We start from the raw sequence: 19521 nt of genomic DNA on the forward strand, positions 1-19521 counted from the left end.
GCCCGGAATCCAGTTTCAGCGTCTGTCCTCGATACGCAGCTCGTTGCCGAACGGATCGCGAAGTGAAAGCCCGATATTTCCGTCGGAACGGTCGAGTCCAGGTCTGAGGTAGCCGTACGGCTTTGCCTGGAGCTCGGCGTGCAGATCCTCGACGCCCGTCGCGTTAACGTAGACGACCGTTCCCGGTGTGCCGTCACCGTGATGCTCCGACAGGTGCAGAACGATCTTTCCTCGGGATACCTGCATGTAGAGGGGAGTGACTCCGTCGAAACGGTGCTCCCAATCGACAGTGAATCCGAGATAGTCGACATAGAAGTCACGTGCCTTCTGCACATCGAATATCCGGAGAACAGGAATCGGATGTTGCGCACGAAAGCCCATGGTTCGACGCTACCGACGAACGCGAAGATCAGCGAGTGGTCGAGGTTGCGTCCTCGGTCGAGGAGTCCTCGTCCTCGCCCTGCTCGGTTGTAGTCGTCCGACCACGAGGAGTCCTGCTGGTCGACTCGGGCCGGCTGGCGGAGGTCGAGGTGGGCTCTGTCGTCGTCGGTTTCGGTGTGGTCGGAACGGCGATCTGCCAGGTCGGCGACGGTGGGACGGTGATCGCCGGAGAAGTGGTCGCGCTGACGGCAGCGCTGAGATCGGACCGCAGGGCCGGCGGCTGAACTTTCTGGCTCGAATCGTCGAACGCACCACCGAGAGCACCGATGACCAGTCCTACAGCGACAGCGACGCCGGCGATGGCCACCGCCGAAATCGCGATGACTTTGTCGCGCATTGAGTTCAGCCTTGTCGTCCACGTGCCGCTACTTCGCTCAGCGGCTCTCGATGCGAGAACGCTACCGCAGAGCGCCTGAACTTCGCTCGGTCAGAGCAGACGCAGAATTGCGGGCAATGCGTCGGCGATCTGTTGACCGATCTCCTCGTACACATCGTGCGTCCGCCGGTACGGATCGTCGATGTCCAGAGTGCCGACGGAATGGTGTGCGCGTGCGTCGGCGATGTCCGCGATCGACTTGGCTCCCGACGCCTCGGCGAGGCCGACCGCTTCGAGGAGGGTGAAGGTCGTGCGCAGTTTTCGAGGAGCAATGGCGAGAACCGCGTCGCGGTGGGTCGCTGTCATCGTCAGCACGAGGTCGGCGTCACCGGCGATCCGCGGGGTGATGCGTCGCGCGAGAAACCCGTCGGATTCGCCGCCGAGTTGGTGGAGGACGGTTGCGGCCGTGGGATCCATCGGGTGTCCGGTCAACCCGTGTGTGCCTGCACTCGACGACGTCAGCTCCATCCCGGCCTCGTGCGCGTAGGCGGTGGTCAACCGCTCGGCTGTGGGCGAGCGACAGATGTTTCCGGTACAGACGAAGAGGACGTGCACGCGGTCACCCTAACGGCTGATCGCATTCGGTGACCGCTCGCGCTACAGTGATGCCGAGCGGGGGCGGCTGAGACTGGATCGTTATATACCCAGTCGGCGAGTCCCTTCGCAGGTCCTAGTGAGGCAGGTCATGACTGAGGTTCTCGGTGTGTCGGTAGGTGCAAGCGCCGTACGTATGGCGCGGCCCGACCTTCGCCTGCAGACTTCAGGTACGCGCGAGATGGATTTCCACCACGACACCGTCGATGCGCTGTGGGATCGCGCCGAGGAAGTTGCGGCCGAGTCCATCGGCGTCGTCCTGTCGCAAAACCACGGAGAACGGTCCGTCGAAGCAACGGGTGTCGCGTACCGCGATCAGCAGCAGTTCGGCGATATCCAGCAGGCCATGTCGGATCAACGGTTGTACAACTACCGACTCGTCCCCGAGGCCCGCGCGGCGCTCGCGTACTTGGAAGCATCGGGCGAGATCGGTGATTTCGGCACGATCGCCCTGTACGACCTGGGTAGCTCGGGCTTGACGATCAGCGTCGTCGACCGCGGATCCGGCGACGTGCTGCTCGCCGAGCGGACGACCGATATCAGTGGCTCGGATTTCGATCGTCTCGTGTGCGACAACCAACTCGCCAAGCAGGGAGTGGATCTCCGCAATTCGGTCGGTCTCGAAGAATTCACCACTCGGTGCCGAATCGCCAAGGAACAGCTGTCCACCTCGGGCGCCGTGTGCCTACCCGGCGAGAGCGGCGTGATCCTGATTTCGCGGGAGTCGTTCGAGGCTCTCGTGACCGTACCGATCGAGTACTCCGCACGACTGGTGCGCGACGTGGTCGCTCGTTCACCTCAGCACGTGGACGCCCTGTTTCTGATCGGCGGCGGTGCGAGGATTCCGCTCGTCGAGGCAATACTGCGGTCGTGGACCGGCATGACCGTCGTGACTCCGGCCGATCCCGAATCGGTAGCGGCCAAAGGCGCAGCACTCCTCGCGACGCCGGTGGGCTATGCCCCGACCGAGGACAGTGCGCCGGAAGGGAACGGGGTCCAGCCTCCTTGGAACGGAATGCAGGCCTCCCGCAGCGGACAGCAGACTGCGGCGACGGAACTCAGTGGCGCTCCTGATTGGCTCAGCCCCGAGCCGGTCGACCGCTCCGTCACGACGAAACGAAAGATCAGAGGCGCGGCCCTCGTGGCCGCCGGGCTGGCTGCGGTCGCGGCCTTGGGCCTGACCCTCGGTTACGGCGGGTCGGAGGATTCCACCAGTGCGCCCGCCGACAGCGAACAGCCGATCACCAGCGTCGCACCGTCGACATCACGTGCGCCTGCGACGACGACGGTCGCGCCGCCACCGCCGACCACAGTGGAGCCGGCGCCTGCCCCGGCTCCGGTGCAGACCTACGAGGCCCCGGCGTACGAGGTCCCTGCGCCGTATCAAGCACCCGTACCGGCGCCCCCGCCCCTGATTCCGGGGCTTCCCAACTTTCAGCTTCCGCAGATTCAGTTGCCGCCGCCGCCGGTTATCCAATTGCCCCGGTTCTGAGCCGTCTGCGCCCATAGCTCAGCCTGTGAAGGTTGCCTTCGGCCTGCTTTCACGTGTCATAGGTCCCAAAACCCGCCAATTCTGGTTGTAACAGGTCTCTATCGGTACGCTATATAGAGTGAAACCGTGCCAGTGTGTGTAAAAGTGCATTTTTACGGTTCTTTTCCCTGTTTCGAACAGAACCAGCCGGAGGTGCTCTGTGGGTAGCCGAAGTGAGGTGTCGGAGATGACCCGCGCTGTCGCACCACCTGTCGCGCCCATCGGCGTTCACATGACGGGATCCGAGTGGTTCTCCAGCAATCCGGGCGGACTCGGACGGTACTTCTCGGACCTGTTCGGCGCGCTCCGTCTCGTTCCCGAGGTCGACGTGACCGCAGCTGCGTTCGGTACACCCGATCCGGGCGGTTCGAGCTGGGGCCCGACCGGCGGATCGACGATGGCCAGAGTTGCGCGGTCCACTCTCGACAACCTGTTGGCGCCCACTGATGTAGTGGTGGACCGCCACTTCAGTCTGTTCGGGCGCCCGTCGTTCGGTCCACGGGGAACCAACCCGCTCGTCGTGCACTTCCATGGTCCGTGGGCTGCGGAGAGTGCCGTAGCCGGTTCGTCGTCGCGGGCAGTCCTCGCGAAGAAGATGCTCGAACGTGCCCGATACAGCGGTGCCGACAAGTTCGTGGTCCTGTCCCGCCACTCACGCACGCTGCTGGTGCAGGACTACCGCATTCCCGAAGAGTCCATCGACATCATCCCGCCCGGTGTCGATCTGAAGAAGTTCACTCCGTCGAACCGCGTGCCCGACCGACCGACCGTGGTGTGCGTCCGCCGACTCGAAACTCGCATGGGGATCGACGTACTCGTTCGGGCCTGGCCGACCGTAGTGGCAGCGCACCCCGATGCCCTGCTGGTGATCGTCGGCGAGGGTTCACAGGAATCTGCGCTCAAAGCGCAGGTCGAGTCGGCCGGAATCACTAAATCTGTCCGTTTCGAAGGTAAGGCCACCGACGAGCGCCTGGTGGAGCTCTACAGCGAATCCTCGTTGTCGGTCGTTCCGACCGTCGCGCTGGAAGGCTTCGGGTTGATCGCGCTCGAGTCCTTGGCTGCGGGCCGCCCACCCATCGTCACCGACTGCGGTGGTCTTCCCGACGCCGTTGCCGGGCTCGATCCGAGCCTGATCGTGCCAGCCGGCGATGCGCAGGCCCTGGCCGATCGGTTGCGGTCGGCACTGAACGGTGACATTCCGGATTCGGCCGCATGCCGAACGTACGCCGAGAAGTTCACGTGGCAGGTCGCGGCCGAACGCCATGTCGGCCTTTACCGATCGGTGACACGATGACCAAAGTTCTCTTTCTCGCGCACACGGCAGCCCCGTCCGGCGCGGAGCTCGCTCTTGCCCGGATGGTCGGAGCGATGTCGACGACGGATGTGTCCGTCGCGTTCACCGAGGACGGGCCGATGGTCTCGATGCTTCGCGAGCAGAACATCGATGTCCTGGACATGTCGGGTTCGTTCGACAGCAGCAAGATGACGATCCGCGATTCTTCGGTGACGGGCCTGTTGCGCGGTGCCGCGGACCTCGTGCGGATCGGCTGGCGTCTCGGCGGCATCGCCCGGAACTCCTCGACCGACATCATCGTCGCCGAAACCACGAAGGCGCTCGTCATGGGTGCCGTCGCGTCACGCCGTGCCCGGGTCCCGCTGATCTGGCACACACATGATCGGATCAGTGTCGAGTACTTCGGCCGAGCCCTTGCCGTCATCATCCGCACGTTGGGGTGGATCGTCAGCTCGGCGTACATCGCCAACAGTGAGTTGACGCGCGAGTCGCTGTACAAGTGGCGTAGGCCCAGCCTCGTCGCCTACCCGGGCGTGGAGTTGACAGCGAATACAGGCGCGGGCGAACGTGATTCGACACCGCGACAGCCTGAAGATCTCACCTTGTGTGTGGTCGGGCGCCTGACGTCGTGGAAGGGGCAGGACGTCTTTCTCCGTGCACTTGCCGAGTCGAAGGTTCTCCCCAAACAGGTTCTTCTCGTCGGAGGAACGTTCTTCGGCGAGGAGTCCTACCAGTTGGAACTGGAGAACCTGGCGCGAGAGTTGGAGTTGCCGGTGACCTTCACGGGGCATGTCGACAATCCGCAGGACTACATGCGTCGCTCCGACATTCTCGTTCACTGCTCGGTGATGGCCGAGCCCTTCGGGCAGGTTGTCGTCGAGGGGCTCCACGCCGGTTGCGCGGTCATCGCTTCGACGCCGGGTGGGACTGCAGAAATAGTGCAGGACGGGATCAACGGAATCCTGGTGGAGAGCGGAGATCAGCGTCAATTGACCCAGGCGATCGAAATACTCATGCTCGATTCCGACCTTCGCGAGCGCTTCGCCATCGAAGGGCCGAAGCGCGCCCAGAACTTCGACGTCGTCGACTCTGCCCGTGCGGTGGAGCATTTCGTAGCGGATGTCGCCGCTGTGCGAGAACCGCAGCTGTCCGCGGATGGCTGAGGCGCAGGACGTCATCGATCGCCCGCAGGAGAATCGCACGAACCCTGCCGGCAGACACAGACGACCGGGCAAACTAGGCACGCTGTTAAGTAAGTTCGCGGTAGTACGCGATATAGCTTTCGTCAGTTTCGGTAAGTACGGCCAATACCTGATCACGATCGTGACCCTGCCGTTGACCGCGCGGCTCCTCGGCGCCGAGGGCGTCGGCCTGCTTGCCATCGGTATGTCGGCGTATTTCATCGGCTCGCTGTTGGTGGATCTCGGAATAACGACGTTCCTCGCCGCAATGATGAACGCGCAGAACGTCAACCAATTGCGTGGCAACTATCTCGCCGTTCGCGGCACGATTCTGACGACGATGGCCGTCGCACTCGGGATCAGTGTCGCCTTCGACGCGCACATGCACGTGCACATGATTGTCCTCGGACTGTTCGCCGGTGGCTTGAGTTCGTCCGGAGAGGACTGGGTCTTGTTGGGACAGGGCCGATTCGGCATCGACGTCATCTACCAGAGCATCGGTCGAATCGCGTACCTCGGCCTGCTGATCGTGCTGCTGCCCAGGTTTCCCAACGCGTCAGTGGCGATGAGCTGTTTGATCATCTCGGCGCTCATTCCGGTCGGGTTGACCTGGCGCCGGACGCTCACGGACTTCGGTCTTCCGAGTCGACCGAAGGACATCCGCGCGATGCTCAGGTTGGCTGGGCCCGTTCTCTCCTCGCGTCTGCTGATCACCAGTTACGGCCAAGGTGCGGCAACGATCTACTCGGGCGCGCTGTCCGCGGCGTCGTTGGGGTTGTACTCGGCAAGCGACCGACTCATCCGGGCGCTTCAATCGCTCCTGGACGCCATCGGGTTCGGACTCCTGCCTCGTCTGGCGCGCGATCAGGACGAGTCCAGGTTCTGGCGTCGTTCGGTGGAGGCGCTGTGTGCGTGCGTAATCGTGGCTTTCGTTGCCGCGCTCGTGCTCTGGGTGATCGCTCCCTACATAATTCCGCTGATCTTCGGACATGAATTCGACGCCGCTGCGTCGATCATGCGAGTTCAGGCGTTCATACTTCCGTTCACCGCACTCACCTCGTTCGTCACCACGGCCATCCTGCCCGTACGGCAGGACACCAAGGGTGTGTTGATCGGCGCGATCATCGGCTTCGCGTTCTCCATCGTCGCCATCTGTGTCGCGTTGATGAACCGATCGGTATGGTCTCTCGTGTGGGGAACGTTCACCTGCGAGGTAGCGGTCGCGGCCTGGTACCTCCTACGGCTGAGAATTCTGTACTCGCGTGAGCTCACGCGGCGCAAATGGGCCGACTACGTAACCGGGTATCTCAATTTGCAAGGTGAGCATCGATGAAGATTCTGTACGTCGGAGACGACTGGATAGGAAGCAACGCGCGCTCGCTCGCCGACGGGTTTCGTAGTGCAGGGCACGACGTCCTCGCTGTCGATTCCACCGCTGTCTCCCTTCCGCGCCGGCTCTCACCGCCGTGGGTGTATTCGAAAGTCAAGCATCGACGTGCCCCATGGGTGATCGAGCAGACGCACCGAACCATCGAGCAAGCTGCGAACAGCTTCCGTCCCGACGTGGTGTTCGGCTTCAAATCGGTTTACCTCGACCAAGCTCGCTTGCTCGAGGTGCAGGCTCCGCTACACGTCCACTACAGCCCTGACGACGCGTCCAATCCGTACAACACCAGTCCGGAGTATCTCGAACACGAGTCTGCGTGGGACCTGATCGTTACGACCAAGCGTCACAACGTTCCCGAACTTCTGGCGCGCGGCGCACGCAAGGCGCTGTTCGTGCACAGTGCCTACGACCCCGCATGGCATCGACCGACAGCGAAGCGCAGGGCAACGAACTTCGACGTGGGTTTCATCGGCGCGTGCCGCCCGGACCGCCGCGGTCTGATCGTGGACCTGGCCCGTACTCACGGCAGCAAGATGCTGGTTCAAGGGCCTGGATGGAGAAGGGTGCCGGAACTGCGAACCTCGGGAGCTCACGTCGCAGGTGCGGTGTACGGCGAAGACTTCTCCGTGGCGGTTGCTGCCGTGACGTCGAACCTGGTCCTCCTCAACTCCGACAACCGGGACACCCATACGTGCCGGACGTTCGAAGTGCCTGCCGCAGGCGGATTGTTCGTCGGTGAACGAACCGACGAGCACTCGGCGCTGCTCGTCGACGAGAAGGAAGCCCTGTTGTTCTCGGATCCCGCCGAACTGGCGGAGCGCCTCGACTGGTGCAGGGCACATCCGAGCGAGGCAGCAACTATCGCGGAGCGCGGATTTCAGCGCATCGTCGACGGACATCACACCTACGCGGACCGAGCGAAGGAGATCATCGATGAACTCGTCGGCTGATGTCCCCGCAGGGGGCGAAGGGATGTGAACGGCGCAGAGCTGAACGTGCTGGCCGTTGCCGGTGCGTTGTCCACCATTGTGGTCGCGGCGGTCTTCGTGCCAGGGATCGCTCGGGTGTTCCTGATCGCGCAGGCTGTGTACTGGTCGTTGTCGTACATCGCGCGTCCGGTTGTACTTCTGTGGACACTTCCGGTTCCGCAGTTCGCCGACAGCATCGCCGACCCCCGACTCGCCGGCGTCGGGTACGACCGCGGCATCGAAGCAGCGTTGAATCCCGTCGTGTTCGGCATGTGGTTCTACGCCGCGCTCGTTGTCGTGTACGCGGTGTGGTCCAGGCGTAAGACGCAGACACTGCAGGTCTCCGCAGCATCGTCGGATCCGAACTTCTTTCCCACACTCTGGGTGGTCTACGTGCTCGGCACGTTGGGGCGGCTCGTGTCCTACGCCACGGGTTCGACGGGATCTGCCGGCGACGTCTCGAGCGCGAACCCGATCCTCGACTTCGTCACGACGATGGCGACGGTCGGTGCGCTCGGTCTGATCGTGTTCGCGCGACCGACGAATCCCAGATCGACTGCGTTGTTGCTCGCCGCGATGGCGGGCGGAGAATTTCTCTGGACGGTGGCGGTCGAGTCGAAGACGCCTGTTCTCGGCGCAGCGCTTGCGCTTGCAGTGCGATTCGCGATGACAGGGTGGAACCGCTCGACCACCGTTGGAATCGGCTTCATCGGAGTGGGCGCCGTCGGGGCGTTCGGGTTACTGCAGTCGCTCAAGACCTCGGGTTCCACGCAGAGCGTCGCCCTGGTCGCCGACGCAAGCTACCCAGCATCGGTGCAGCCGTTCTTGAGTATTCTTCGTCGATTCGACCTTCTCGAAGCCGCCACCGACGCCTGGTACATGAACGGGCGCCCGTGGATTTCCGGATCCGACGTGGTCCGCAACGCCATCCTGAATTTTGTCCCGTCGCAAATTCTCGGCGCCGAGAAATTTCAGTCGGGCACGGCCTGGGCGTCGCAGGTACGAGGTTCCTCGGTCGATATGACCGGGATTTCCGTATCTTTGGCGGAAGGAAACGTGAACGAAGGTTACGTACTGGGCGGCTACTCGGGCATCGTGTGCTCGATGCTGTTCACCTTCCTGCTGTTGCTCCTTGCGGTGCGGTGGATTCTGGCACGCAACGTGATCCCGGTGGTGCTGGGACTGACGTTGATCGAGTTCCCGGTTCTGTTCGAACGAGGAATTCTAGGAAGCACGGAGTCTTTGGGTAAGTCGCTGCAGGCGGCAATCCTGATTTGGATGGTCTATCTGTGCGTCGGCGAGTACCGCCGACGGACCGCACGAACCGTGTCCGGAGACAGTGCGGACACAGAAGTAGTACAGCTGGCTCCGGCCGGCGGCATCGCGAACAAAGGATTGAACACATGGGCCTGATCGATTTCGTACGCATCCTGCGCAGACGATGGCTGATCATCGCAGTGTCCGGTGTAGCAGGTCTGGTGCTGGCCGCCGGATACAACTCCACCCTCAGCACCACGTACACGTCGACCAGTCGTGTGTATGTGTCGATGGCGACGGGAACCTCGGTCAGTGACGCCTACCAAGGCAACATGGCGGCTCAGCAGCGTGTCACGTCGTACGTCAATCTCGTCACGAGTTCGACAGTCATGGAAGGCGTCATCAAGTCGCTGCAGCTCAATACGACTCCAGGTCAGCTCCAGTCGGAGGTGTCGGCGACGTTCGCGCCCGCGACGGTTCTCATCGAGATCAGCGTCAACAGTCCGACAGCCGAGGGTGCGCGGGTGGTCAACGACGCGGTGATCCAGCAGTTCCGCAATCTCGTGAACACGGTGGAGACGACCGAGATCGGCGCTGCGCCCGCTGCGAAGGTGACGGTGATCGACCCTGCTCAGACTCCGAACCTGCCGTCCGGTCCACCATCGAACAGAAATCTGCTTCTCGGCTTGCTCGCCGGCCTCGGACTCGGTGGGCTCGGAGCACTGCTTCGCGATCGACTGGACACCACTGTCCGCAGTTCTCGCGACATCGAGAAGGCGTCGTCGGTGCCTCTCCTCGGAACGCTGACCGCCGAGGATGTCGTGCGGGAGTCGCAGCTCGTCGCGCTCAGGATCGACAGTCTCACCCGCGGCAAGTCGAATGTCGTTGTCGCACTGGAATCGTTGGCGCAGGCTTCGGATCCGCGATACGTGCTCGCCCTGACGGAGGCGTTCAGCGGAGCCGGGAATTCGGTGGTGGTCGTCGACGCGGACTTCGAGTCCAAGCGGATCACCGGACAGCTGAGTTTGAACGGCGCGTACGGACTCAGCGACCTCCTGCTGAGCGACGTGGACCCCATGTCCGTACTGGTGGCCAGCGTCGGAGACGACTACTACATCCTTCCCGCAGGGTCCGACTACCAGGACGCCGAATCGATCTTCACCTCACGGAGATTCGCGTCTGCGGTGTCCGAGCTGAGGGCAGTGTTCGATTACGTGCTGATCGCGTCCTCGTCGTTCGCGGATTCTCCCGTGGACGCATTGGGCGTCGCACTACGCAGCGACGGGGTTCTGTTCCTGGCCGAGATCGGCCGGGCGAAGGCTCACGAGGTGTCCGGCGCAGTCCAGCAGACCATGGATTCCGGCGCACCCGTTCTGGGAATCGCAGGTGTGCAGACACCGTCCCGCCTCCACGCGTTGCGTTCGAAGTACACCAAGGGCACGCGCACCCAGTCGAAGTCCCAGTCGAAGTCACAGCCGAAATCGAGTCCGAACGTGGCATCAGGAGTGCGCACGCCGCCTGTGGCGACGCCCGTTCGACGCGAAAGCGCCTCTGTCGCCGAGGAACCACACTCCGCCATCGCGACCCCGATGTCCGCGTCGACACCCCCCGTAGATCGTGCTCCGGAACCCGCCGAGCCGGCAGCGCACAGCACGCACGACGAGGTTGCACGTAACGACTTCGCACGCAACGACTTTGCCCACAACGACTTTGCACACAACGACGTTGTTGATCGCGACGCTAACTCGTACCGCGTGAACGAGGACGATTACCGGTACCAGGAAAGGTCCGGCGCCGATCCGGAGTGGTACGGACACCGCTCACAAACGGATCGACAGGAATTCGCTACGTACGAGGAGTCGATCCGCTACGACACGGAGCCGCAACGGTACCGAAATCCGCCAGGGGCAGACCGACTCTTCGACAACTACGACCCGCTGGTCGACTACGACCCGCTCGGCGCTTACCCGCGACCCACCAGGGCTGCGAGTTCGTTTGTCCCACAGCCGACGGAGTCTGCCTTCCGCAGCGAGGCCGTACGACCGTCCGACACCTCGGATTACGTCGAGCGCTGGAATGCCGAGACCTCCACATCCGAGACCTCGGCACTCGACGACCCCGCACCCGAGGCCTCCGCACCTGAGGCCTCCGCAGCCGAGACCTCCGCAGCCGAGACCTCCGAAGCCGAGACCGACAGTGCCTCCGCACTCGAGATCGACAGTGCCGACGTGAAAGCGGACGGAGCACCGGCCGAAAGCCAGGTGAAGGCGGACTCCGAGGACACCGTCGCACTGCGGAAACTCGAACCCCCGGCGGCAGCCGAAACAGACAGTGATGCGCCCGACGAGAGCGCGTCGGACGATCGGACGACGACCTCGCAGCGCGGCAGTAGTAAGAGTGCGTCGGAGTCGCGGCCCACCGGATCTCAGGGCGCCGACAAGACGAGGCCCTCGCCTCCCCGCGAAAACAAGAGAGTGCCAAGCCCATTCACCAGGAAGTGACCGTGTCGGACAGGAGGTTCATACGATGAAATCGAGCACCCATCCCACCTGGTTCGGGCCGCAGGACCAGCCGTTGTTCGGTGTGGCGCACCTGCCCGTCGGACATGCGCGCGGTGCCGTGATTCTGTGTCCACCGCTGGGCAAAGAGCACATCAACACGTATCGCGGAGTGAAGATGCTCGCGCAGGAGCTGGCCGATCGTGGGTTCGTCGCGCTCCGGTTCGACTACTACGGCGTCGGTGATTCCAGTGGGTCGCAGAACGCGGACGACATCGTCGAGCGATGGTTGGACAGCATCGACGAGGCTGTGTCATGGGTGCGCGGAATCGGTGTCACCGAGGTCGCACTGGTCGGTTTGCGTGCAGGTTCCCTACTCGCCGAACGTGCGGCGGCGCGGGCCGCGAGCCTCGCCGCGGTTGTGCTGTGGGACCCGATAGCGACCGGACGCATGTACGTCCGCGAGCAGCAAGCCTTCTATGCGCTGGGCGTGGGGGGCGAGAACGAACTCGCGCCGGAGGACGAAGTTCCGATGATCGGCCTGTCGCTGACGAAGCCTGCCGCCGCTGCTTTCTCAGCGTTGGCCATGTCGGTGGATGCCGATTCGGTGCGGCACTGGATGTTCGTGAACCGAGAAGGCGAGTACAACAAGCGCATCGCAGGGCTGATTCAGAAGTCCGGTGCGACGGTGACCACTGCCGAGGGAATGGACGAGTTCGTCACTCCGGAGAGCTTTCTCGTCGCGATACCGGAAGCCGCGATCGACACGATCACCACCTGGCTCGACGAGGTCATGCCCACTGAAACGTCGCCGATAACGCCGTCGTTCGAGACCCGAACCGTCATCACCGGTGCCGAGAGTGGTGTGGCGGTGGTGGAGACCATCGAATCTCTCGGCCCACAGGGTGTGTTCGCAATCAGGACCAGCCCGGCGTCGCCCGCCGAGCCGAGCGGTAAAACGCTTCTGCTGTGTGCCACCGCAAACGACACCCGCATCGGACCGTCGCGTATCTGGGTCGAATTAGCCCGCGAAACAGCAGAACTCGGCGCCGAATCATTGCGCTTCGACAGGCGTGGGACGGGTGAGAGCGACGACGTTGTTCGGTCCGAACACACTCCGATCTATTCGGACGAAAGCATGGACGACGTGGATGTCGCAACGCGTGCCGTCGCGTCGGACCCAAAGGATTTCATTGCAGCCGGAATTTGCTCGGGCAGTTGGTACGCAGCCTATGCAGCCCGTGAACTGGGGGCGGGCTCGGTCGTTCTGATCAACGCCGTCGCGTGGAGTTGGCGTCGGAAACGTAGCGCGCAGGGCAAGATCGTCCCCGCGGATATGGGCGTTCCCCGAACGGATCCGGAATGGCAGCGCACCCCTCGTGCGCGCGTCAAAGCCGCACTGCAGCGGCATCTTCCGTACTGGGCTTGGAAACTGTTGGGCGTCCGGGGCATAACGCAGGTGCCGGAGGTGATCCTCGGGTCGCTGGCGAAGCAAGGAATCGATCAAACGGTCGTTCTTGCGCCCGCCGATCTCCAGTGGTTCGTCGATCAGCGTGGGAACGAAGGATTGGAGAGGATGAATTACCTCCCCTCGACACCTCAGCTCATCACACCTCCCGTCGGTGATCACTCGGGCTATCACCGCGCAGTGCGGGATGCTGTCTCGGAGCACGTGCTCGGAACCCTTCTCGGCGGAACGACTTCTCGTGGGGTCGATGCGAGGTCCAGATCGTGAGCTCGGGAGGAATCGGCCGCCGCAGGCTCCTACTGGCGTCGGCCGGTGCCGCGTTGATGACTCCGTTGGCCGCCGCGTGTGCTTCCGGCACCGACGAGGAGCGGGTCGAGTTCCGATCTCCGACAGTCACGGACACCCCGTCCGCCAAGAACGTCCGGGACTTCGGGGCCGTCGGTGACGGTGTCGCGGACGACACCGATGCGGTGCTGTCGGCGTTCGCGGACGCCGGCGAGCGCGTCGTCGTCTACTTTCCGGCCGGAAACTACCGTGTGAGCCGGTGGCCGGAGATGGTCGATTACACCGCTGTGCTCGGCGACGGCGGTGACGTCTCGACGGTGATCTACGACGGTGACGCAACGCTGATCGAGCTCAGGAACACACAACGCATCAATTTCAGGCGCCTCGGGTTCTTCGCCACACGCAACGGCAGCACCGTTGTGTCCCTGGCGAATTGCTTCCGCTGCTCGTTCGATTCGGTCGTCATCAGGGGAAATCACTCCAGCGGCACCTATCCTGATTTCCTCGACCAGCGTGGCGTCGTGCTGTCCGAAAACACCGGTGGCACTTCGTTCGTGAACTGTGACATCAACAATTTCGGAACCGGCGTGGTGACGTCCTGCATCCAGAACTACCTGACGTCGTCGAAGTTGACCAGCAACTACGTGGGTGTGCTCGGGACCGGCAACGATTTCAACGCAGGCCTCTCCTTCGCCAACGTCGAATTCGTCTCGGACAACGACCCGAACACGACCGATACTCACCTCCGAATCGACGGAGCATCCAACGATTGGTGGCTCGCCAACGTCTGGTTCGAAGGATGCGACAAGGCAGTGGTCGTCGGTGAAGCGGGTCGCGGTGGCCCGGCGCAATTCGGGATGGTCAACTGCAAGGTCGCCGCACGCACGATCTGCATCGATCTGAGGTACTGCAGGCAGCCGTATCTGGCGAACGTTCGCTTCGATCCCGACCCCGATCGTCAGCCGGTCGAATTGCGCATCGATGCTGCCGGGTGCGCCCATGGAACGGCAGTCGGATTGGTCTCCAGCGCAGCGGATGACATAGCACTCGACACCTTCCCGCCCGGATGGATCGTCACCGGCCGAGGAGTCGCGTCGGCCCCTACCTTCGTCGGGACCGTCGTCGCGCGGGGTTCGACCGAAGGCGTCGATCTCGTGCAGGCGCGGACTGTGAACGACGAGCTCGTCGCTGCAGTCCTTCCCAGTGGCACATGGCTTTCCGAGCGATCGGACGGGGGAGTCGTGCTGAAGGACTCCGCCGGGGCCTACTGGCGGTTGACCGTGGAGACCGACGGCAGTGTCCGGACCTCCTCGCTGGGGGAGGTCCGGCCCACCTGATCGTCGGTCAGATATTGCCTGCGTCGACGGCCGACACCTGACCGGTGTTGCTGACAGCGAGTTTCCAGATCTTGCCGTTCGGAGATCGTACGAGCGGTCCGCCGGCGGCAAGGTGCTTGGCTCGGCCGGTGACGGTCCAGCCGGCAGGGAATGTCGACATCGGGAAGTCCGCTCCGACACTGGTGATGAGGTTGGTGGCGACGCCCTCGGGGACGTTGGCCGCATTGATCTTCAGTAGCTGAGGTTGGGCATTCTGGTCGGCGTCGAATGCGACGTTCGCCAAATATGGCTGCCGGCAGTGCATCAGATCGAGGTCGACAGTTCGCGCTGCGATCTTGCAGTTGACCATTCCGAACTGCGATGGTCCACCGACCCCTGCCGCACCCACTGCGATTGCGGTTGCCGCTCCTTCGATCCACACATTGGTGAGCCACCAGTCGCTTGCGCGGCCGTCGATGTGGATGTGTTTGTCCGTGGACTTCACGTTGATGTCGGATACGAACTCGGTGTTGGAGATCGCCATACCCGACGCGAAGTTGTTGCCGGTACCGCGTAGCGAAATCCAGTTGGTGGTGAACTTGGAGTTGGTGATGTAGTTCTGGATGGCGGAGGTCGAAATGCCGACTCCGAAATTGTTGATGTCGCAGTTGGAGAACGAGGTGCCACCGGTGTTGCTCGCGATCGACACACCGATTTGGCCGAGGTACCGGGGATTCGTTGCGGCGGTGTGGCTTCCGCGAAGCATCACCGATTCGAAGGAGCAGCGAAAGCAGTTGTCCAGTGAGATCAGCGTGCCACCGTTTCCGGCGGCCCAGAAGCCGAGATTCTTGAACGCGACGCGCTGGCGGTCGCGCAAAGCGAGCATGGTTCCGGTCCCGGTGTAGATGATCGTGGTGGCGTCGGCGCCTGCCCCTCGGACAGTGGTGAGACTGTCGAACTGGGGGAGGGAACTGACCTTGTACGACCCCGACGGGAAGTACAGCGACGCCTTGGCGGCGCGTGCGGCGTTGTACGCCGAGACGATGGCCGCAGTGTCGTCGGAGTTGCCGTTGCCCGTCGCGTTGTGCGGCGCTGCCTTGACGCTCACGAAGCCGAGTTGTGTTGCTGCGTCCGGTTCGCCGGCGGCCAGAGCGATCTCCATCGCATCGTCCTGCGGGCCACGAGTACTCAGAAGTCCGCCCGCGACGGCAGCTGTCCCCAGTCCTGCGACCAGGCCGCCACGAATCACGCTCCTGCGGTCGACGGTGCCTCGATCACCCAAAGTACGTCCCATTGTTTCGCCTTCAGCTCGTGTCGAATGCCAGATTTGGTGTGCCTCAAGCAAACCAGCAGTCCGCACATGACTCGGCGCGACTCGCGGCGCGTCAGGGCCGGGCTCGAGTTTGTTTGCATGGCCAATAACAAGTGTTGCGCATGTTTTACATCGCTAAGTAAGGAGACGCGGCGCTCAATGCCGCGGAAGAGGTGTCCGAACCGTATTCACGGCCAAAATCCGACTACGCGCCCATGCTGCCCGGAGAGCTGAGATGTGCTCAACCGACGCCGAGGAACCAGCGCGGCTTCGACCAGGTCTGCCAGTACTCCACCGTCTGGAAGCCGATGTCCTCGTACAGCCGCCGGCCTCGCGGAGTGGCCAGGCAGAGGTTGGTCGACGGGCCCCGGCGTGCGAAGTCTATTTCCAGATTGCCGGAGATAAGTCTGCGGGCGTATCCGGAGCCTCGATGCCGGGCGGCCGTTGCCAGCGCCCATCCGGTCGACGCACCGGGCGCGCGGCACATGAGCCCGCAGCACACCAACTCGTCCTCGACGAACAGTCCGGCGATGGTGGTGTCGGGATGGTCGAGGAGTTCGGGGGTGAAGAGTCTGCCTGCAGCCAAGGATCCGACTCCGAACGCCGCGCCTGCGAGTTCTCGCGCCCGCCCGAGGTCGGTCTCGGTCAGTTCCCGGATGTCGGGGTCGAGCAGGCCGCCTGGATTTTCGCGAGCCATGAACGGCATCGCGCCGATGCAGACCCATCCGGCGTCGGCGAGGATCTGTCCGCCGGCCAGGCCGCGGCCGGCCAACATCACGATCGCAGGTCGGCCCGAGGCGTCGATGGTGTCGATCGTCGACTGCACGTGCCGGTCGGCGTTGTCGCCGTGCACCAGAGCGAGGTTGTAGTCGGGTTGATCGGCGCCGCTCAAGGCGGCCCAGCCTGCCTCGTGAGAGTCGAAACTGTGACCTGCCCATGGGACCGTCGTCGCTCCGAACAGAGTGCGAAGCTCGGCGACCTCGGCTTCCTGATAGTTGATCATGTGACCATCTTGACCGATTCCAAAGCATACTTAAAGTTTCCTAATGCGGTTAAAATCACAACGACAAGACAGTTTTAGGTTGTAAACCTGTATGGAATCGCTTCTACAGGCGGTGTAAGTTAGCAGTGGACTCGCTTCGGGGCGCGTTTACCTAACTGTTGTCCGGACCGCCCTTGCACGCGAAGGAACTTGACTGTGAAGCACTCGACGACGCACGAGGACGTGATCCGCGACGTTCTAGGCCGTGTCGCAGACCTCGACGCCGACCCGAAGTCGATCAACGACACCGATGACCTATACGACGCCGGATTGAACTCGCATGCCAGCGTTCGACTCATGCTCGGCCTCGAAGAAGCGTTCGAGGTCGAGTTTCCAGAGACCGCGCTTCGGAAATCGACGTTTGCCAGCATCGAAGCGATCAAGGCGGCCCTCGTTCGCCTCGACGCGCATGTCTGATTCGACGGCTGCACAGGCAAACATCCAGGAAGTGCGACGAGGTGGAGGTTCCGTGGTGAGCACCCCTGAACTCGACAGCGAGCAACTGCAGAATCTGCTGCCCAAGTTTTCCAAGCAAGCACGTGCGAGTCGGTTCGCGGTCAACCGTGTGCCTGCTACCCCGATCCTCCTTCGCCCAGACCTACACGAGCGTCGGCGCCGAACCCACTCCTGGCTGACGGACAATTTTCCCATCGCCTTCCGAGCCGTGCTGGAAGCCGTCGCGGCGGCGGGTGCGTTGATTGCTCTGCCGGTGGTCGGCATGAGCATCCCGGTCGTCCTGCTCACCGTCCTGCTCCTGGGCGTCGTGCAGAAGTGGAAGCACGAACTGACGTTGTCGGTCCTCGACGACCTGCCTCGGCTGGCGGTATCCGTCGCCGCCGCAGTATCGATCGTCGAACTGATCGTGAATCACGCAGTGACGCTGCCGCGGCTCGCGGTGCTCTGGGGTGTGGTGCTGGCTGCGGTCGTTGTGGCCCGAACCATCGCGTACTGGGCTACGGGCAAGCTGCGCCAGATGGAGAAATTCCAGCGTCGAACCATTTTGATCGGTAGTGGGAAGGTGGCAAGCGAGCTCGTTCGAGCGATGCAAGCGTCGCCCGACCTCGGTCTCAAGCCTCATGCGCTTCTCGACGACTCACCCATGCCCGCCGCCGTCGCCAGCACGATTCCGGTCGAGCCCTTGGCCAACCAGCTGCGCTCGTACATCGCGATTCATCAGATCGACACCGTCGTCATCGCGTTCTCGGCGATGCGAGAGTCTGCTCTTCTGTCGTTGCTGCGTGAATGCGATCGCATGGACTGCGAGATCCTTGTCGTACCGCGACTGTTCGAGTTCGTCAGTGTCAGCGGCGACATGGACCGGATCCACGCCATTCCTCTCGTTCGAATTCGCCGCGACGCGCACCGGTCACTGGCGTGGCGTATCAAACGCGTGGCAAGTCGGGTTCTGGCAGCGACGACGATGATCGTGCTGTCGCCGCTGCTGGCAGCGCTCGCATTGGCAGTGTGGTTGGACGATCGGTCGGCTCCGATCCTCTTCAAGCAGATCAGGGTCACCGGCGACGACGGAGAGTTCGAGTGCTTGAAGTTTCGCTCGATGAAACCGGAGTCCACCCAGGAATCGGACACGACGTGGAACATCTCGCAAGATCACCGCGTCGGTCGTCTCGGCAAATTCATGCGACGATCGTCCTTGGACGAACTTCCCCAGCTCTGGAACGTCGTCCGTGGTGATATGGATCTGGTCGGCCCTCGTCCGGAGAGGCCGCACTTCGTCGACAAGTTCGCGAGTGAAATTCCGGGATACTCTGCACGGCATCGTGTACCCGGTGGGCTCACGGGATGGGCTGCGGTTCACGGTTTTCGCGGCGATACGTCACTGAAGGACCGAGCGTTGTACGACAATTTCTACATCGAGAACTGGAGCCTCTGGCTGGATGTAAAGATCATCCTGCGGACGGTCGTGTCCATCATCAGACGGACCGGTGGATGAATATTCGGCGGTTCACCCTCGTAGCTGCTGTTCTTGCGGTGATCGGCGTGCTGGCAGGGCTGCCGGTGTACGTATTCCCTCAGGTGGACGAACTCCGCGCGGCCGACGCCGTCATCGTTCTGGGTGGCAGCCCGTACGAGCGCTTCGAATACGGTATCGACCTCGCCGAACAGGGTTACGCGCCACGCGTCGTACTGTCCAATTCGGTTGGGCCCGAAGATCCACGCATGCAGCAGATTTGCGGCGGTGACTACTCCGTGGAGGTCGAGTGCTTCGTACCGAGCCCGTGGTCGACTCGCGGCGAAGCCGAGGAGATCGAACGTCTGTCGTTGGAGAACGGGTGGAACCACATCATCGTGGTGACCTACACACCGCATCTGTCCCGAGCGCGGTTCATCGTCGAGGAGTGCTACTCGGGCGAACTGACGATGGCCGCCAGCCCGACGCATCAGAGCGCGATTCAATGGGTCGAGAGTTATATTTATCAGACCGCCGGGTATGCGAAGGCGCTTCTATCACCGTCGTGCAACGTCGAAGTGTAACGATTCACAAACCAAAACCGGTTTATCCCCCGATAGCGCGCGTAAAACGGGGCGATTGGCTAATATTGCCTCACCGGG

17 protein-coding genes are annotated in these 19521 nt (G+C 62.8%); 12 read left to right on the top strand and 5 right to left on the bottom strand.

Features of this window, described 5'->3' with window-relative positions; genetic code table 11:
- Positions 1-15: 15 nt before the first annotated feature.
- From D8W71_RS07240 to D8W71_RS07250, 3 genes are all read right to left on the bottom strand, one after another.
- Complete coding sequence (locus D8W71_RS07240; protein WP_121112241.1) at positions 16-381, bottom strand: glyoxalase superfamily protein; 366 nt, start codon at positions 379-381, stop codon at positions 16-18.
- Between the two features lie 28 nt (positions 382-409).
- A complete protein-coding gene (locus D8W71_RS07245; RefSeq protein ID WP_121112243.1) occupies positions 410-778 on the bottom strand; it encodes a hypothetical protein in 369 nt (122 codons plus the stop codon).
- 90 nt (positions 779-868) lie between these two features.
- Entirely contained in the window at positions 869-1372 is a 504-nt protein-coding gene (locus D8W71_RS07250; RefSeq protein WP_121112245.1) for an arsenate reductase/protein-tyrosine-phosphatase family protein, read from the bottom strand.
- Positions 1373-1502: 130 nt separating this feature from the next.
- Between D8W71_RS07250 and D8W71_RS07255 the strand changes: the two genes are divergently transcribed.
- From D8W71_RS07255 to D8W71_RS07295, 9 genes are all read left to right on the top strand, one after another.
- Positions 1503-2903 (top strand): Hsp70 family protein, encoded by a 1401-nt coding sequence (locus tag D8W71_RS07255; RefSeq protein WP_236077774.1) that lies wholly within the window; start codon positions 1503-1505, stop codon positions 2901-2903.
- A gap of 271 nt (positions 2904-3174) precedes the next feature.
- The gene (locus D8W71_RS07260) at positions 3175-4236 is read left to right on the top strand and encodes a glycosyltransferase family 4 protein (RefSeq protein WP_121118755.1); all 1062 of its coding nucleotides are present in this window, start codon (positions 3175-3177) and stop codon (positions 4234-4236) included.
- On the top strand, positions 4233-5399 hold the full coding sequence (locus D8W71_RS07265; protein ID WP_121112247.1) for a glycosyltransferase family 4 protein: 1167 nt from the start codon (positions 4233-4235) through the stop codon (positions 5397-5399). The genes D8W71_RS07260 and D8W71_RS07265 overlap by 4 nt, the downstream gene beginning before the upstream one ends.
- Positions 5392-6750 (top strand): lipopolysaccharide biosynthesis protein, encoded by a 1359-nt coding sequence (locus D8W71_RS07270; protein ID WP_121112249.1) that lies wholly within the window; start codon positions 5392-5394, stop codon positions 6748-6750. The genes D8W71_RS07265 and D8W71_RS07270 overlap by 8 nt, the downstream gene beginning before the upstream one ends.
- On the top strand, positions 6747-7754 hold the full coding sequence (locus tag D8W71_RS07275) for a CgeB family protein (RefSeq protein WP_121112251.1): 1008 nt from the start codon (positions 6747-6749) through the stop codon (positions 7752-7754). Before D8W71_RS07270 ends, D8W71_RS07275 begins: the two co-directional genes overlap by 4 nt.
- A gap of 24 nt (positions 7755-7778) precedes the next feature.
- Positions 7779-9185 (top strand): hypothetical protein, encoded by a 1407-nt coding sequence (locus tag D8W71_RS07280; protein ID WP_121112253.1) that lies wholly within the window; start codon positions 7779-7781, stop codon positions 9183-9185.
- The gene (locus D8W71_RS07285; protein WP_121112255.1) at positions 9176-11530 is read left to right on the top strand and encodes a Wzz/FepE/Etk N-terminal domain-containing protein; all 2355 of its coding nucleotides are present in this window, start codon (positions 9176-9178) and stop codon (positions 11528-11530) included. Before D8W71_RS07280 ends, D8W71_RS07285 begins: the two co-directional genes overlap by 10 nt.
- Before the next feature lie 25 nt (positions 11531-11555).
- Complete coding sequence (locus tag D8W71_RS07290; protein WP_121112257.1) at positions 11556-13262, top strand: alpha/beta fold hydrolase; 1707 nt, start codon at positions 11556-11558, stop codon at positions 13260-13262.
- Positions 13259-14617, top strand: a complete 1359-nt coding sequence (locus D8W71_RS07295; RefSeq protein WP_121112259.1) for a glycosyl hydrolase family 28-related protein — start codon at positions 13259-13261, stop codon at positions 14615-14617. The genes D8W71_RS07290 and D8W71_RS07295 overlap by 4 nt, the downstream gene beginning before the upstream one ends.
- Positions 14618-14624: 7 nt before the next feature.
- Here D8W71_RS07295 and D8W71_RS07300 read toward each other — a convergent pair whose 3' ends face one another.
- Positions 14625-15890 carry a glycosyl hydrolase family 28-related protein gene (locus D8W71_RS07300; protein WP_121112261.1) on the bottom strand — a complete coding sequence of 422 codons (1266 nt, stop codon included), beginning with the start codon at positions 15888-15890 and terminating at the stop codon, positions 14625-14627.
- Between the two features lie 259 nt (positions 15891-16149).
- A complete protein-coding gene (locus D8W71_RS07305; RefSeq protein ID WP_121112263.1) occupies positions 16150-16911 on the bottom strand; it encodes a GNAT family N-acetyltransferase in 762 nt (253 codons plus the stop codon).
- 195 nt (positions 16912-17106) lie between these two features.
- Between D8W71_RS07305 and D8W71_RS07310 the strand changes: the two genes are divergently transcribed.
- From D8W71_RS07310 to D8W71_RS07320, 3 genes are read left to right on the top strand one after another with little or no spacing between them, the layout of a single operon-like run.
- Positions 17107-17367, top strand: a complete 261-nt coding sequence (locus tag D8W71_RS07310) for an acyl carrier protein (RefSeq protein WP_121112265.1) — start codon at positions 17107-17109, stop codon at positions 17365-17367.
- Entirely contained in the window at positions 17360-18901 is a 1542-nt protein-coding gene (locus tag D8W71_RS07315) for a sugar transferase (protein ID WP_121112267.1), read from the top strand. The genes D8W71_RS07310 and D8W71_RS07315 overlap by 8 nt, the downstream gene beginning before the upstream one ends.
- The gene (locus tag D8W71_RS07320) at positions 18898-19443 is read left to right on the top strand and encodes a YdcF family protein (RefSeq protein WP_121112269.1); all 546 of its coding nucleotides are present in this window, start codon (positions 18898-18900) and stop codon (positions 19441-19443) included. The genes D8W71_RS07315 and D8W71_RS07320 overlap by 4 nt, the downstream gene beginning before the upstream one ends.
- Positions 19444-19521: the final 78 nt, after the last annotated feature.

The sequence above is a fragment of the Rhodococcus sp. P1Y genome, assembly GCF_003641205.1.
Classification (GTDB): domain Bacteria; phylum Actinomycetota; class Actinomycetes; order Mycobacteriales; family Mycobacteriaceae; genus Rhodococcoides.

Coding starts and splice junctions, on each gene's coding strand:
- D8W71_RS07315 (WP_121112267.1), top strand. CDS start 17,360: ATGTCTGATTCGACGGCTGCACAGGCAAACATCCAGGAAGTGCGACGA.
- D8W71_RS07265 (WP_121112247.1), top strand. CDS start 4,233: ATGACCAAAGTTCTCTTTCTCGCGCACACGGCAGCCCCGTCCGGCGCG.
- D8W71_RS07275 (WP_121112251.1), top strand. CDS start 6,747: ATGAAGATTCTGTACGTCGGAGACGACTGGATAGGAAGCAACGCGCGC.
- D8W71_RS07320 (WP_121112269.1), top strand. CDS start 18,898: ATGAATATTCGGCGGTTCACCCTCGTAGCTGCTGTTCTTGCGGTGATC.
- D8W71_RS07245 (WP_121112243.1), bottom strand. CDS start 778: ATGCGCGACAAAGTCATCGCGATTTCGGCGGTGGCCATCGCCGGCGTC.
- D8W71_RS07290 (WP_121112257.1), top strand. CDS start 11,556: ATGAAATCGAGCACCCATCCCACCTGGTTCGGGCCGCAGGACCAGCCG.
- D8W71_RS07240 (WP_121112241.1), bottom strand. CDS start 381: ATGGGCTTTCGTGCGCAACATCCGATTCCTGTTCTCCGGATATTCGAT.
- D8W71_RS07260 (WP_121118755.1), top strand. CDS start 3,175: ATGACGGGATCCGAGTGGTTCTCCAGCAATCCGGGCGGACTCGGACGG.
- D8W71_RS07305 (WP_121112263.1), bottom strand. CDS start 16,911: ATGATCAACTATCAGGAAGCCGAGGTCGCCGAGCTTCGCACTCTGTTC.
- D8W71_RS07300 (WP_121112261.1), bottom strand. CDS start 15,890: ATGGGACGTACTTTGGGTGATCGAGGCACCGTCGACCGCAGGAGCGTG.
- D8W71_RS07270 (WP_121112249.1), top strand. CDS start 5,392: ATGGCTGAGGCGCAGGACGTCATCGATCGCCCGCAGGAGAATCGCACG.
- D8W71_RS07285 (WP_121112255.1), top strand. CDS start 9,176: ATGGGCCTGATCGATTTCGTACGCATCCTGCGCAGACGATGGCTGATC.
- D8W71_RS07255 (WP_236077774.1), top strand. CDS start 1,503: ATGACTGAGGTTCTCGGTGTGTCGGTAGGTGCAAGCGCCGTACGTATG.